The 14,290-nt window shown below is 62.9% G+C and carries 16 protein-coding genes; 7 read left to right on the top strand and 9 right to left on the bottom strand.

Translation table 11 applies throughout. From position 1 onward, the window contains the following. Positions 1-46: 46 nt before the first annotated feature. From J2J98_RS04325 to J2J98_RS04310, 4 genes are all read right to left on the bottom strand, one after another. Positions 47-598: a P-loop nucleotide/nucleoside kinase family protein gene (locus J2J98_RS04325; protein ID WP_138393820.1), complete on the bottom strand. Its 552-nt coding sequence runs from the start codon at positions 596-598 to the stop codon at positions 47-49. After that, complete coding sequence (locus J2J98_RS04320) at positions 595-1,551, bottom strand: glycine--tRNA ligase subunit alpha (RefSeq protein ID WP_064706293.1); 957 nt, start codon at positions 1,549-1,551, stop codon at positions 595-597. The genes J2J98_RS04325 and J2J98_RS04320 overlap by 4 nt, the downstream gene beginning before the upstream one ends. Before the next feature lie 270 nt (positions 1,552-1,821). Next, positions 1,822-2,013, bottom strand: coding sequence for a hypothetical protein (locus tag J2J98_RS04315; RefSeq protein WP_064694015.1), 192 nt, complete (start codon positions 2,011-2,013; stop codon positions 1,822-1,824). Between the two features lie 18 nt (positions 2,014-2,031). Further along, entirely contained in the window at positions 2,032-2,892 is an 861-nt protein-coding gene (locus J2J98_RS04310) for a S49 family peptidase (protein WP_064706292.1), read from the bottom strand. Positions 2,893-3,073: 181 nt separating this feature from the next. Here J2J98_RS04310 and J2J98_RS04305 point away from each other — a divergent pair, with 181 nt between their 5' ends. Next, complete coding sequence (locus J2J98_RS04305) at positions 3,074-4,414, top strand: Nramp family divalent metal transporter (RefSeq protein ID WP_207602426.1); 1,341 nt, start codon at positions 3,074-3,076, stop codon at positions 4,412-4,414. Between the two features lie 63 nt (positions 4,415-4,477). On the opposite strand, the gene J2J98_RS04300 is transcribed toward J2J98_RS04305, so the two are convergent. Next, positions 4,478-5,254, bottom strand: coding sequence for a tRNA1(Val) (adenine(37)-N6)-methyltransferase (locus tag J2J98_RS04300; protein ID WP_138393822.1), 777 nt, complete (start codon positions 5,252-5,254; stop codon positions 4,478-4,480). A 7-nt stretch (positions 5,255-5,261) separates the two neighbouring features. After that, positions 5,262-5,489 carry a putative signal transducing protein gene (locus J2J98_RS04295; RefSeq protein ID WP_003569978.1) on the bottom strand — a complete coding sequence of 76 codons (228 nt, stop codon included), beginning with the start codon at positions 5,487-5,489 and terminating at the stop codon, positions 5,262-5,264. Between the two features lie 108 nt (positions 5,490-5,597). On the opposite strand from J2J98_RS04295, the gene J2J98_RS04290 reads away from it, so the two are divergent. From J2J98_RS04290 to moaB, 4 genes are all read left to right on the top strand, one after another. Then, positions 5,598-6,614 carry a polyprenyl synthetase family protein gene (locus J2J98_RS04290; protein WP_207602425.1) on the top strand — a complete coding sequence of 339 codons (1,017 nt, stop codon included), beginning with the start codon at positions 5,598-5,600 and terminating at the stop codon, positions 6,612-6,614. A gap of 131 nt (positions 6,615-6,745) precedes the next feature. Then, a complete protein-coding gene (locus J2J98_RS04285; protein ID WP_064706288.1) occupies positions 6,746-8,575 on the top strand; it encodes a tetratricopeptide repeat protein in 1,830 nt (609 codons plus the stop codon). A 12-nt stretch (positions 8,576-8,587) separates the two neighbouring features. After that, a complete protein-coding gene (locus J2J98_RS04280) occupies positions 8,588-9,472 on the top strand; it encodes a 4-(cytidine 5'-diphospho)-2-C-methyl-D-erythritol kinase (protein ID WP_207602424.1) in 885 nt (294 codons plus the stop codon). Further along, the gene (gene moaB / locus J2J98_RS04275; protein WP_207602423.1) at positions 9,472-10,023 is read left to right on the top strand and encodes a molybdenum cofactor biosynthesis protein B; all 552 of its coding nucleotides are present in this window, start codon (positions 9,472-9,474) and stop codon (positions 10,021-10,023) included. Before J2J98_RS04280 ends, moaB begins: the two co-directional genes overlap by 1 nt. A 46-nt stretch (positions 10,024-10,069) precedes the next feature. On the opposite strand, the gene J2J98_RS04270 is transcribed toward moaB, so the two are convergent. Together J2J98_RS04270 and J2J98_RS04265 are read right to left on the bottom strand one after the other, a co-directional pair. Further along, positions 10,070-10,396, bottom strand: a complete 327-nt coding sequence (locus J2J98_RS04270) for a hypothetical protein (protein ID WP_207602422.1) — start codon at positions 10,394-10,396, stop codon at positions 10,070-10,072. 311 nt (positions 10,397-10,707) lie between these two features. Then, entirely contained in the window at positions 10,708-11,226 is a 519-nt protein-coding gene (locus J2J98_RS04265; RefSeq protein ID WP_207602421.1) for a glycosyltransferase family 2 protein, read from the bottom strand. A 139-nt stretch (positions 11,227-11,365) separates the two neighbouring features. Between J2J98_RS04265 and J2J98_RS04260 the strand changes: the two genes are divergently transcribed. Both J2J98_RS04260 and J2J98_RS04255 read left to right on the top strand, forming a co-directional pair. Then, a complete protein-coding gene (locus J2J98_RS04260) occupies positions 11,366-12,523 on the top strand; it encodes a PA0069 family radical SAM protein (protein ID WP_064706283.1) in 1,158 nt (385 codons plus the stop codon). A 266-nt stretch (positions 12,524-12,789) separates the two neighbouring features. Then, entirely contained in the window at positions 12,790-13,479 is a 690-nt protein-coding gene (locus tag J2J98_RS04255; protein WP_064706282.1) for a ribonuclease HII, read from the top strand. Between the two features lie 318 nt (positions 13,480-13,797). On the opposite strand, the gene J2J98_RS04250 is transcribed toward J2J98_RS04255, so the two are convergent. Continuing rightward, positions 13,798-14,289 carry a F0F1 ATP synthase subunit B gene (locus J2J98_RS04250; protein WP_064706281.1) on the bottom strand — a complete coding sequence of 164 codons (492 nt, stop codon included), beginning with the start codon at positions 14,287-14,289 and terminating at the stop codon, positions 13,798-13,800. Position 14,290 lies beyond the last annotated feature (1 nt).

Below are 14,290 nucleotides of genomic sequence, written 5' to 3'. Positions count from 1 at the left end.
GACGGCATCACGAAGACAATATGGAGTGCAGGTTTCCCGGCTGTCGTCAAACACCGATATGCGCGAGAATCCAGGCCGCCGTCCCTTCCGGTGAAAGCTCCGTCGTATCAATTTCGACTGTGTGTTCAGCCAGCCCGCGCAACAGTTTATAGTTTGCCCGGAGCCGTTGCAGCTTCGCCGTATCCGTCAGCTTGAGCGCCTCGGACCGGCCCGGCGAGATGAGGCGCCTGGCATTCTCCTCCGGCGCGCAATCGAGGAGAACCGCGACCAGATCCGCGCCTCTAGCAGCAGCCAGATCGACATACCAGGAGAACATCGCACTATCATGCTCGTCATCCGCAAGAGCATCGGTAAAAACAAAACTTTCAGCCGGATCGGCGCGCACGGCGTGATCGAAAACCGCTCGCCGAATCTGCTCACGCAGTGATGCATGCAGAGGGTCGCTGCGGGTGAAAAGAGCTTCGGCTGGATTAAGCAGCGTGTGATTGTCGATGAGCCGCGCGCCGAGCCTTTTCGCCAGCATGCGGCCGACAGTCAGCTTTCCCGTGCCTGGCCAGCCGTTGATATGGATGATACGGCTGGCGGGCTTTTTCGTCACGCCGCCTCGCCCGTCAGATTGACGCCGCCCGCGTCGGTCAGCAGGAAGGCTTCGCCGCAGGCCTTGGCGAGCGTGCGCACCCGCAGGATATAGCTCTGGCGCTCGGTGACCGAGATGACGCCGCGGGCGTCGAGCAGGTTGAAGACATGGCTGGCCTTGATGCACTGGTCGTAGGCCGGAAATACGCATTTGTGCAGACGCTGATTGGCACTATCGCCGGGGGCGCCGGCATCGAGCAGCGCCCGGCATTCCTTCTCGGCATCGACGAAGTGGCGATGCAGCATTTCGGTATTGGCGAATTCGAAATTGTGACGCGAATATTCCTGCTCGGCCTGCAGGAAGACATCGCCATAGCTGATCTTCTCGTCGCCCTCGCGGCCGTTGAAATTGAGGTCGTAGACATTGTCGACGCCCTGGACATACATGGCGAGGCGTTCGAGACCATAGGTCAGTTCGCCTGCGACCGGCGCGCACTCAATACCGCAGACCTGCTGGAAATAGGTGAATTGCGAGACCTCCATGCCGTCGCACCAGCATTCCCAGCCGAGGCCCCAGGCGCCGAGCGTCGGGCTTTCCCAGTCGTCCTCGACGAAGCGGATATCGTGAAGCAGCGGGTCGAGGCCGATCGCCGCCAGCGAGCCGAGATAGAGCTCCTGCAGATTGGGCGGGTTCGGCTTCAGAATGACCTGATACTGGTAATAATGCTGCAGCCGGTTCGGGTTTTCGCCATAGCGGCCGTCCGACGGGCGGCGGGAGGGCTGGACATAAGCCGCTTTCCAGGGCTTGGGGCCGAGGGCGCGCAGCGTCGTTGCCGGGTGGAAGGTGCCGGCGCCGACTTCCATGTCGTAAGGCTGCAGCACCGCGCAACCCTTGTCCGCCCAGTAGCTATGCAGGGTCAGAATCAGCGCCTGGAAAGAGCGCTTCGGGTTCATATGGTCGGGGAGAGCTGACATGGGATGGCACCGCTGGCTTGGGAATTATCGGCGCGACAGGTGCCACGGGGGGCGGCGGGGGTCAAGGGTTTTGCGGCAGTCGTATGCGTCGCCGAGAGCCGCTGCCGCTGCCTCTGCCCCTCACCCTGACCCGCTCCCCGTAAACGGGGCGGGGGACATGCCCTGCGGGAGGTGGTAGGAAACGGAGAGGGCGCGGCATGTCCCTTCGCCCCGTTTACGGGGAGAAGGCGGCGGCGGCCGGATGAGGGGCCGACGCAGGTGCTACGCCTCTTATTCCTCTTCGCGCTTCAGCCGATACTCGCCGGTCACGGGGTCCTTGACCAGTGTGCCGACCGCGCCGGTCTGGCGCTCCTTTTCGGCACGGCGCGATTTTTCGGCGAGCCTGCGCGCATCGGAGACGAAGCGGCGGTAGAGCCACCAGGCTGAGAACACCAGGATTAGGATCGTAATAAGCTGTGCCATGCCCCTCTCTTGCTCCTCTCAAAGTCCGAAGCGGCTCCACAATGCTCTCTCTTCGGCCGCTTCGACAAGCCCCGTCGCGAGGCCCGATGCGACACCATCGAGTGTGACAGGCGATACGCCGGGAATCCGGCGGCCGAACAGGCCGCGGCCGGCGGTGACGAGTTCCAGCCGGGTCTTCTGGCCGTAGCGCCTCTTCAATTCCTGGCGCATGTCGCCGAGGCCGTCGATGAGGCCGAGTTCGAGGCCGCGGGTGCCGCTCCAGAACAGACCGGAAAACACCGTCGCATCGTCCTTGAGCTTGCCGGCGCGGCGCTCGCGCACCATTGCGATGAAGACCTGGTGGATTTCGAGCTGCAGGCTCTTGAGGTATTCGATGTCCTTTTCCTTTTCCGGCTGGAAAGGATCGAGGATCACTTTGTTTTCGCCGGCCGTATAGACGCGGCGCTCGACGCCTATCTTCTTCAGGAGCTCGGGAAAGCCGAAACCGCCGGAGACGACGCCGATCGAGCCGACGATCGAGGTGGCGTCTGCGATGATCTCGTCGCCGGCAAGCGCAATCATATAGCCGCCGGAAGCGGCGACATCCTCGACGAAGACCAGCACCTTCTTCTGCTTTTCGCGGGCGAGCTCACGAATTCGGGTGAAGATCAGGCGGGACTGAACGGGCGAGCCGCCCGGCGAATTGATCGAGATGGCAACCGCTGGCGCGTCCTTCATGGCGAAGGCTTTTTCCAGGACCGGGGCGACATTGGCGAGATTGAGGGTTGGCCGGAACTGGCCGCCGCCGCTTATGATCGCGCCCTGCAATCTTACAACAGGGATGGAGAGACCATCCTTGCGAAACCGTTTCGGCAGCAGCTTTCTCAAGAATCCGGCCATTTCCTATCCTTCGCTTCGGGTCGCACGATCGTTATTTCGCGATCGCATCCATGTATGCGCTGGAACGACAAACGCAATGGTCGCGTTCCTGAAAACACCGGATTGATTTTCTTGTTGCGAATGACTTGCATTATCACGCTGCTCCGTCATAGTGCGCTCACGATAAACAGGTGGAAATTGCATGGACGCCCCCAATCCCAATGCAAAAAGAGGCTGGCGGCACGAGCGCGGAGAGGCTTCGCTGTCGGATGTCTACCGCACCGTCGGAACGGGGCGGCCGAGCTCGATGTGGCGCCGGGCCGCGGCCTTCGCCGGGCCGGGCTATATGGTTGCCGTCGGCTACATGGATCCGGGCAACTGGGCGACTTCGCTCGCCGGCGGCTCGAAGTTCGGTTATGCGCTGCTCACCGTCGCACTGCTTTCCAACCTGATGGCGATCGTGCTGCAGTCGCTCTGCGCGCGGCTTGCAATCGCCTCCGGCCGCGACCTCGCACAGGCCTGCCGCGACGCCTTTCCGAAATATGTCTCGGTGCCGCTCTGGGCTTTCGCGGAAATCGCCATCATCGCGACCGACATTGCCGAGGTTATCGGCACGGCGATCGGCCTCAACCTGCTGTTCGGCATTCCGCTGGAGCTCGGCGTTCTCATCACGGCGCTCGACGTCTTCCTGGTCCTTTTCCTCCAGAAGCTCGGTTTTCGCTGGGTGGAAGCCTTCATCATCGCACTGCTCGGCGTCATCGCGCTCTGCTTCGGCGTTCAGATCTTCCTCGCCGATCCGCAATGGGGCGCGGTCATCAAAGGCTTCTTCCCGACGACCGAGATCGTCAGCAATCCTGAGATGCTCTATCTGGCACTCGGCATCCTCGGCGCGACCGTCATGCCGCACAATCTCTATCTTCACTCCGGCATCGTGCAGACGCGGGCCTATGGTCATACGGTACCCGAGAAGAAGGAGGCGCTCACTTATGCGACGATCGACTCCACCGTCGCGCTCTGTTTCGCGCTGCTGATCAACGCTTCGATCCTGATCCTTGCGGCCGCCGCCTTCAATGCGCACGGCAAGACCGATGTCGTCGAACTCGGCGAGGCGCATTCGCTGCTGTCGCCGCTTCTGGGCCTGGCGATCGCGCCGACGCTGTTCGGTATTGCGCTTCTCTGCTGTGGCCTGAATTCGACGGTGACGGCAACGCTTGCCGGCCAGATCGTCATGGAAGGCTTTCTCAAGATCCGGCTGAAACCGTGGGTGCGCCGGCTGATCACCCGCGCTATCGCCATCGTGCCGGCGGCGGTCGTCACCGTCTGGTACGGCGACCAGGGCACGGCCGAGCTTTTGATCCTCACGCAGGTCGTGCTCAGCCTGCAGCTTTCCTTCGCCGTCTTCCCGCTTGTCATGTTCACCGCGAGCAAAGCCAAGATGGGCGAACTCGTGGCGCCGCGCTGGCTGAGCGGCATCTCCTACGTGATCGCGATCTTGATCGCCGGGCTGAACGTCAAGCTGCTCTTCGACTTCGTCACCGGCTGAAGCAATTCCAGGAAAAGTGTAGGAGCGGTTTTCCGTCCGGAATTGCGCTGGAAACAATCGAGCCTAAAGCCTGGCATAGGCCGCCCGGCCATTGTTGAAATCATCAACGAGAGGGGAGAACTTGTGGCTCCCCTCTTCGTGCATGATGAGGGCAGAGCGCAGCGACAGCCGCGCCCGCGAGCCCTTGATGGCCGTCACCAGGATGCGGACGGCATTTTCACCGGGGCGCGGATGGATGGCGGTGATCTCGATGCCGCCGAAGCGCCGGCCGCAGGCATCGATGATCTCCGCGATCGACTGGGGTCTGGCGATCAGCGACAATTGTCCGCCGGGGATCATGATGGCGCCGGCCGTGCGGATCCAGCGTTCGAACAGGCCGTCGGTCATCGCATGAGCTTCGGCTTTGAGCGCATCGGGCGTGCGCCGGTCGCCGGCATCGTTGAAGGGCGGGTTCATGATCACGTGATGGAAGCTTTCATCGGCAAGGCCGGCATCGTTGCGTGCCTTGGCGGTCAGCGTCACATCCGCCTCGACGACGCCGACGCGGGCGGCGAGATGGGCATTTTCCGGCAACAGGATGCTGCGGCGGGCGTAATCGGCCATCTCGGGAGAGCGCTCGAAGAGCACCACTTGCGCATTGGCAAGGCGCGAGGCGACGGCAAGGCCGGCAGCACCGGCGCCGGCGCCGAGATCGGCAACCCTGATCGCGCTAGGGTCGGCGACGAGAGCAGCCAGCAGCATCGCGTCCATGCCGGCGCGATGGCCCCTGCCCTTCGGCTGCACCACATGAAAGGCGCCGCGATGGAAGGCATCGATGCTTTCAGCGGGTCTGCCGGTCATCGCCCGCTCACGTCCTGTCGCGCAGTTCACCGCCGAGGCCGGCGTCGATCAGGATGCGGCGAGCCTGATCGGCCATTTCCTCATCCACCAGCAGGCGTCGCGGCAGCATGCCGAGCGACCCTTCCAGCACGCTCATGCCCTGATCGGCGATGAAGCAGTGAATTCCCGCATCCTTCATCAGGCTCTCGGCAAAGGAGAGCAGAACGGGATCGTTGGCGCGGATAAGTTCATGCATTTGCCGTGGTTTTCCTTCCAATTTCGCCAAGCGCGACAATTCACCCCTTGCCGCGTCCATCGCCCCTTTCTATTGTCAGATGCAATGAGTGAACAGGAGTCCGGGTCGTTGGGCGTGGTCATACCGCTTGAAGAAAGCAAAAACAAACTGGCATCCATCAAGCCGCTGGTCGATCTCACCAAGGCTGACATGGAGCGGGTGAACCAGCTCATTCTGTCCAAGGCCGGCTCCGACGTACAGATGATTCCCGAAGTGGCGAACCATCTGATCTCGTCCGGCGGCAAGCGGCTGCGGCCGATGCTGACGCTGGCGGCCGCATCGCTGTTCGACTACCGCGGCGAAAACCACGTCAAACTCGCCACCTCGGTCGAATTCATGCATACTGCGACGCTGCTGCATGACGACGTCGTCGACGAAAGCGACCTGCGCCGCGGCAAATCGACGGCGCGCATGATCTGGGGAAACCAGGCAAGCGTGCTGGTCGGTGATTTCCTGCTCGGGCAGGCCTTCCGCATGATGGTCGATGTCGGCTCTCTCGATGCGCTCGACGTCTTGTCTTCCGCGGCCTGCGTGATTGCCGAAGGCGAGGTGCTGCAGCTTTCCGTCGCCAAGAACATGGAGACGACGGAGGATGATTATCTCTCCGTCATCCGCGCCAAGACGGCTGCCCTCTTTGCCGCCGCCGCCGAAGTCGGCCCGATCGTCGCCGAAGCCGGCCGGCCGGGCCGCAACGCGCTGAAATCCTACGGCATGAACCTCGGGCTCGCCTTCCAGCTCGTCGACGACGCGCTCGATTACGGTGGCAAGGCCACCGATCTCGGCAAGAATGTCGGCGACGATTTCCGCGAAGGCAAGATCACGCTGCCCGTCATCCTCGCCTATCGCCGCGGCACCACGGAGGAGCGCGCCTTCTGGCGCGATGCGATCGAGGCCGGCAACAGCAGCGACACCAACCTGGAAAAAGCGCTGGGGCTGATCACCAAATACGGCACGCTCAGCGATACGATCGGCCGGGCGATCCATTACGGCACGATCGCGCGGGACGCGCTGGCGCCGCTTCCCGATACGGTATGGAAATCCGCCTTGATGGAAGTGATCGACTTCTGCATCGAGCGCGTCAATTAACCGAACGCCTTCGAGCGCGGGCTGATTTTCTTGCAGCGCCGCTCCAAAAAAGCCATCCTGTTATGAATCAGTGATCACAACTGATTTGCGACCGGCAGGACGGCCGGACGCTCTCGAAGAAAGGTTTTCTAATGCGGCAGAGATTTGCCATCCGTCTTCTTACGAGCGCAGCGCTGGCGGCTGTCCTTTCGCTCGGCGGTGTTGCCGGAGCGAACGCCGAGGATGCGGCCAAGGCAGGCGATGCCGGCAAGATTGAGAGTTTCGATACCGATAGTGTCACCACTTTCTCCGGCGCCTTCCTCGCCGCGCGCACGGCCGATGTCGATCACGATTACGAAACCGCAATCGCACTCTACAAGAAGGCGCTGCAGATCGAGCCCGGCAATCCCGAGATCCGCCAGCGGCTGATGATCTCGCTGCTGCTCAACGGCGACATCAAGGAAGGCGTCAAATATGCCAACGATCTGAAGAGCGATCCCACCGTCGAGCGTATCACCACGATCGTCCGCGCCATGGATGCGGTCCGCCGCGGCGACTACAAGGCCGCCGAATCGATCCTGAAATATAAGGGGCCCAACGATCTCGACCGGATGATGAACGACCTGCTGCTCGCCTGGGCCCGCGTCGGCGCCGGCCGCGGCAAGGAAGCGCTCGCCATGGTCCAGAAGATGAAGGGGCCGGACTGGTTCCGCATCTTCCAGAATTACAATGCCGGCGCGATCGCCGTCGTCACGGGCGACGTGAAGTCGGCCCGCCAGCACCTCAACGATGCCGTGCTCGATAAGGAAGGCGGCGCTACGGCGCCCGACACCTTCATGCGTGCGGTGATGGCGCTCGCCCGCCTGGAGGCGACGCAGGGCAACAAGCAGAAGGCGCTCGACGCCGTGTCCGTCGGCGACAACCTGCTTCCGAACTACGCGCCGCTGAATGCGCTGCGCGACAGCATCGAAAAGGGCGAGAAGCAGGAACAGCAGGTCAAGACCGCCGAAGAAGGGGCCGCCGGCGTGCTCTTCTCCGTTGGCGGCGCGCTGAACCGCGACGGTGCCGAGGATATCGTCTCGCTCTACCTGCAGACGGCCAATGCACTCGACCCGAACAGCGCCGATACGCTGGTCCTGCTCGGCGGCATAGCCGAAAAGCAGAACCAGATGGACCGCGCCATCTCCCTCTATAAGAAGGTGCCGGAAAATTCGCCGATGCGGCGCATTTCCGAGCTTCAGCTCGGCCTCGCCCTTGCTCAGGGCGGCAAGGTCGACGAGGCGCGCAAGCACCTGCAGGCGCTGATCGCCTCCGACCCGAAGGACATTCGCAGCTACCTCGCCTATGGCAGCGTGCTCTCCGACGCCAAGGACTACGAGGCAATGGCCGCCAATTACGACAAGGCAGTCGAAGTGATCGGCCCGATCGCCGGCCGCGCCAACTGGAGCGTCTTCTTCCAGCGCGGCATTGCCTATGAGCGGCTGAAGAAGTGGGACCAGGCCGAACCGAACTTTCGCAAGGCCCTGGAGCTCAACCCCGATCAGCCGCAGGTGCTGAACTATCTCGGTTATTCCTGGATCGATATGAACCGGAATCTCGATGAAGGTCTCGCCATGATCAAGAAGGCCGTCGAGTTGCGCCCGGACGACGGCTACATCATCGATTCGCTCGGCTGGGCCTATTTCCGGCTGAAGCGCTTCGACGATGCCGTCGACGAACTGGAACGGGCGGCACAGATCAAGGCCGGCGACGCGACGATCAACGACCATCTGGGCGATGCCTACTGGCGCGTCGGGCGCAAGCTCGAAGCCGTCTACCAGTGGAACCGGGCGCTCGCCTCCGAGCCCGAAGCGGCCGAAATTCCGAAGATCAAGGAGAAGGTCGCGAACGGCCTGCCCGCCGACGACGATGCCAAGGCGGCCGACAAGAAGCAGCCGGATCCGGTGCCCGTGACCCCGCCGCCGGCCGATAAGAAATCCTGACGGACTCGACCGATGCGTGAGCAGGGGATGGCCGACGCTTTCGGCGTCACCGAAGAGGCGCGCGCGAAGATCAACCTCGCCCTGCATGTGACGGGCCAACGGGCGGACGGCTATCATCTGCTTGATATGCTGGTGACCTTCGCCGATTGCGGCGACCGGCTGGGCTTCCTGCCCGCGCCGGCCGACGCCTTCACCCTGTCGGGCCGCTTCGGAGAGACGCTTGCCGGTGACGGCGGCACCAATCTGGTGATCAGAGCCCGCGATCTGCTGCGCGAGGTCCTGGGCGCCCTCGCCTTTCCCGTTCACATCCACCTCCAAAAGAACCTGCCTGTTGCCTCCGGCATCGGCGGCGGCTCGGCCGACGCGGCGGCGACCCTGCGGGGGCTGACGCGCCTCTGGGGCACTGGATTGCCGGTGGAGACGCTGGCGGCGCTGGCGCTGAAACTTGGCGCCGACGTGCCCATGTGCCTCGAGAGCCGGCCGCTGATTGCCCGCGGCATCGGCGAAGAGATCGAAGCCGTTCCCGATCTGCCGGCCCTTGCCATGGTGCTTGCCAACCCACTGAAGGGCGTGTCGACGCCGGAGGTTTTCCGCCGGCTCAAGGCAAAGAACAATCCTCCGCTGAACCTCGCGCAGAGCGCCGGCTGGCTCGCGGCAATCAAGGCGGCCCGCAACGACCTGGAGCCGCCGGCGCGCGAAGTCGTGCCCGAAATCGCGGTGATCTCGGCGATGCTGCAGACTGAGGGCGCGCTCCTTGCCCGTATGTCGGGCTCCGGCGCCACCTGCTTCGGGATCTTTGCCGACATGGCCACCGCACGAGATGCGGCGGCGGCTCTTCACGAGGCGCGGCCAGACTGGTATTTCCAGGCGACGCAAACAGTTTCGGGAGGCATCTGATGGCAGGTTTGGACGAAAAACGGCCCTTTATCGCCATCGGCATTGCGGTTCTCACCGTCTCCGATACGCGCACGCCCGAGACGGACAAGTCGGGCGATACGCTGGCGGCGCGGATCACCGAGGCGGGCCACAAGCTGGTCGAGCGGGCGATCGTGCCCGACGACCGGGAGAAGATCGCCGCAAGCGTCAAGGCCTGGACCGAGCGGGACGAGATCGACGTCGTCATCACCTCAGGCGGAACCGGCTTCACCGGGCGCGATGTGACGCCCGAGGCCCTGGAGCCGCTGTTCGAAAAGCGCATGGACGGCTTTTCCGCCGTCTTCCACCGCATCTCCTATGAGAAGATCGGCACGGCGACGATCCAGTCGCGCGCTACGGCAGGTGTTGCCAACTCGACCTTCATCTTTGCGCTGCCGGGCTCGCCCGGCGCCTGCCGGGATGCCTGGGACGGCATTCTGAAAGCGCAACTCGATTATCGCAGCGTGCCGTGCAATTTCGTCGAGATCATGCCGCGCCTAGACGAGCACCTGAAACGCGGCGCGAAGAAATAGACTGCTGCTGCCGCGAGAAATGCAGTCCAAATGTCGATCGGAATTTTCAGCGCCGATGCGTTGTGGCGATACCCGACAGGGCCGGCATCGAATCCCAGCTGTCACCCGACAGCAGAATGCAACTTATGCCTTGAACATCCGTGACGACGAGCGTCCAGGTTCCGCTTTTTGCGGCATAGACCTCGAGAACGGCGTTCTGGTTGACAAGCCCGACCGCCGTCAGCTTCTCAGCGAAATTCTTGTCCAGGAATTTGACGACGTCGGATCGGCCTGCGCAACTGAGCATCGCCTGCGATGCTGCCGAATGCGGATGCGCGATCACCAGTGTCGGCAATATGACGGCCAACAGGCCACAGATCATACCCCGTCGCATGACGCACCTCCTTTTCGCCGGGAACCCGGCAGAAGAGGAGATTTTCGCCGACCTGTTCTGCCGTTCACCGGCATTCCATGGCGTCCGTTTGCGAAGCGAGGCGCTTCGACGGCGCCATAAGCGAATTATAGCGCCAAATCCGATGGGGCGCCATCTTTACGCGGCAAGGGCATATGCCGCGACCTCTCCGTCCCTCTCCGACCTTTCGCAGGGGACGTCCCTCGCCCGGTTGTACTGGGAGAGGGCTAGGGTGAGAGGCGGCCATTGGCGTAGAGGAAGCAGACGAAGACCTGGTCGCGGAAGTCGAGTTGTTACCGCGCAGCGCGCGCGACCCAGGAGGGAATGAGTTCGCTGGAGAGTTTGCGCGGCTTCTGGCCCTTGACGAAGTCGGCAAGAGGCATCCCGCTTCTGGCGGTCGCGAGCGCCTGGCTCTTCGGCATCAACAGCCCTAGTTCCAGCGGCGGCCGGGCGCGAGCGACGCGCTGGAAGAAGGGGCGTCGGTAGCCGCGCGATGCGGTAAAGCGCGCCGGCGTCTTGTTCAGCGCGATATATTCGGCGATTTCATCGATCCAGCCGGCCTGCGGCCTTGCCCCCGGCTCGACGAAGAGCAGCCACTCGCCACGGGCCGAGCGGACGACATCTTTGATATCCCATTGGGAATGGAAACGGCAGCCGGCGGCGTCGGCGACCCGCGACGTGCCGTCGCGTGAACCGTGGTCGAGCACGATCACATCGCTGACGAGCCCTTCCACCGCGCCTGCCACCAATATCGATAAAGTCTGCGCCAGTTCGGATTCCTGATCCTGGCACTCGAGAACAACCGTCAACATCGATTATTCATAATGCGCCGCACAATTATTTGCCAGCACCCTTTTCCTCATTTTGTTCTTGCATTGTTCTCTTTTTGCCGATAGGAATTTAATCATCAAAACGGGCGGAGGCAAAGGCTTTCCGCCGCGGGAGAATCCGATGAGAGAGCAGTCCCTGGCAGGGCAGGCCGCATTCGCGCCTGCCAATACGGCAGATATTGCCGATGCAATGATCGTATCCTCTGGCCTCAGGATCGAAGGCGATCGGCGACGCGGGCGTGGGGCGGGACTGAATCCGACGGGCCGTTTCGAAGCGCTGCAGCGGGAGACGTTCGACGATGGCTGGCAGACGCTGGAGGAGCTGCCGCCGTTCAAGACCGAGGTGCAGGTCGAAAAACCGCGCACGGCGATCACCCGCAACGAATCGCCGGACATTTCCTTCGACCGCTCGATCAATCCATATCGCGGCTGCGAGCACGGCTGCATCTATTGCTTCGCCCGGCCGACGCACGCCTATATGGGGCTCTCGGCAGGGCTTGATTTCGAGACGAAGCTCTTCGCCAAGCCCGACGCGGCGAAACTGCTGGAGCGGGAGCTCGCCAAGCCTGGCTATAAGGTGCGGGTGATCGCGATCGGCACGAATACCGATCCCTATCAGCCGATCGAGAAGGAGTGGCGCATCATGCGCGGCATCCTCGAGGTGCTGAACAAGGCGAACCATCCGGTTTCGATCGTCACCAAATCGGCGATGATCCTGCGCGATCTCGACATTCTGCAGGAGATGGCCAGTAAGAATCTGGTGCGCGTCGGCATCTCGGTCACAACGCTCGACCGCAAGCTTGCCCGGGCGATGGAGCCGCGCGCCGCCACGCCACCGCGAAGGCTGGAGACGATTCACGCGCTTTCGGAGGCAGGCATCCAGACTGCCGTCATGGCCGCGCCGCTGATCCCGGCGCTGAACGATCACGAGCTGGAGCGCATCCTCGAATCGGCGAAGGCTGCCGGCGCTGCCGAGGCGAGCTATGTCATTCTGCGGCTGCCGCTCGAGGTCAGCCCGCTCTTTCGCGACTGGCTGCTGCAGCATTATCCCGATCGCTACCGGCATGTGATGTCGCTGGTGCGCTCGATGCGCGGCGGCAAGGATTACGACGCCGAATTCGGCAAGCGCATGAAGGGCGCCGGCCCCTATGCCTGGCAGATCGCACGGCGTTTCGAAATGGCGGCACGACGCTTCGAGCTGACGCGACGCAGCGTGCCTCTGCGCGACGATCTGTTCGTGCCACCTGATGGCAGCGGCGTGCAGCTGTCGCTGCTCTAGCCTTCAGTTTTCAACCGAGTGCCGGGGGCCGGCAGTTCCCGGAATCATGACTGACGTTTTGTGCAATTCCGGACGGAATCCGCTCCAAACTTTTCGGAATTGCTTTCAGCTTGCGTATCGGCTGCTCGACAAACCGCCCTGTTTTCGAGCCTCGATCGCAATTCCCGCGGATGGCACTGACCGCCACCATCCGCCGGACGGTCCCCGGCTGCCGCCCTGATCCGGGGACTTGCGGGAAATCGGGTTGGCGTGCGAGGTTCAGCCGCATGAAACGTCGCACGCCACCCGATTCTCCCCTGCTTTTCGACACGGTCCCTCTCGTGCCGGATTTCAAGCTCGAGCTCAAAGCTCGCAAGGCCGGCCACTGGCCGGTGGCCGGCGCCGACGAGGCAGGCCGCGGGCCACTGGCCGGACCCGTTGTAGCCGCCGCCGTCATTCTTGATCCGAAGCGCATTCCCGAGGGGCTTAACGATTCCAAGCAGCTCTCGGCGCAGCGGCGCGAGGAACTGTTCGCCCAGATCCTGGCAACTGCGACTGTCTCGATCGCCTCCTCCAGCTCGACCCGCATCGACGAGACGGACATTCGCAAGGCAAGCCTGGACGCGATGCGTCGCGCCATATGCAGCCTCGCCGTTCCCGCCAGTTACGTGTTGACCGATGGGCTCGATGTGCCGCCAGGCCTCGATTGCCCAGGACAGGCCGTGGTCAAGGGCGATGCCCGCTCGGTCTCGATCGCCGCCGCCTCGATCGTCGCCAAGGTGACGCGCGACCGAATGATGGCAAGAGCGCATCATGTATTTCCCGATTACGGTTTTGCCGCACATGCCGGTTACGGTACGGCGCAGCACCGCGCCGGCATAGAGAGGCACGGCCCCTGCTCGCTGCACCGGATGAGTTTCCGGCCATTGCGGAAGGATGGTGACGAGCCTGAGATGGACGAACTGCTATCGGAATAGGTGCTCAAAACGAAACGCCTAGGTCTCTGAACCGCCAAGCTGCCGCTCATCCGGCCGTCATTGCGTTCGACACCTCTCTCTATCGGATCGGAGAGCGCTCGGCTGTCAGACGAGAGCGAGCGTAAAACGGAGCGGGCGACAGGGAACGGAAAGCCCAGGGCATGTCCCTTCGCCCCCAAAGCGGGGAGAAGGTGGCGGAAGCCGGATGAGGGGCACGCGCGCCGAGCTACGCTCGCTGCACCAGACGGAGAAAATAAACAAGGTATCAACAAAAAGGCCGGGACATGCCCGGCCTTTCCGACATTCATTCGATACCGCTCAGTTGAGCCGAGTCTTAACCTGGCCGACGGCATTGCCGAAGAGCTCGGACTGGACCTTGCCGTCCGCCTTCTTGGCGAGCACCGTTTCTGCGGCCGCGATCGCCAGATCGACGGCGGCGGAACGCACCGCCTTCATCGCATCGGCCTCGGCCTGCTTGATCTTCTGCTCGGAGAGCGCCGTGCGGTTGGCGACGAATTCTTCCGTCTTCTTCTTCGCCTCGGCAGTCAGCATCTCGGCTTCGCGCTCAGCGGCGGCAACGATATGGGCCGCCTCGGCTTCCGCTTCCTTGCGCTTGCGCTGGTATTCGGCCAGCAGGTGCTGCGCTTCCTCGCGCAGGCGCTTGGCTTCGGCCAGCTCGTTGCGGATCTGGTCAGCGCGGTCATCCAAAGACCGTGCCATCATTCCCGGAACCTTCAGATAGACGACCAGCGCCAGGAACAGGATGAGGCCGACAAAGGCAAAGAAAGTCGCGTCAAGGTGAAACTCCATC

Source organism: Rhizobium bangladeshense (genome assembly GCF_017357245.1).
Lineage (GTDB): Bacteria > Pseudomonadota > Alphaproteobacteria > Rhizobiales > Rhizobiaceae > Rhizobium > Rhizobium bangladeshense.
Note: the sequence above shows the minus strand (reverse complement) of the source record. Positions and strands in the feature narration are given on the sequence as shown.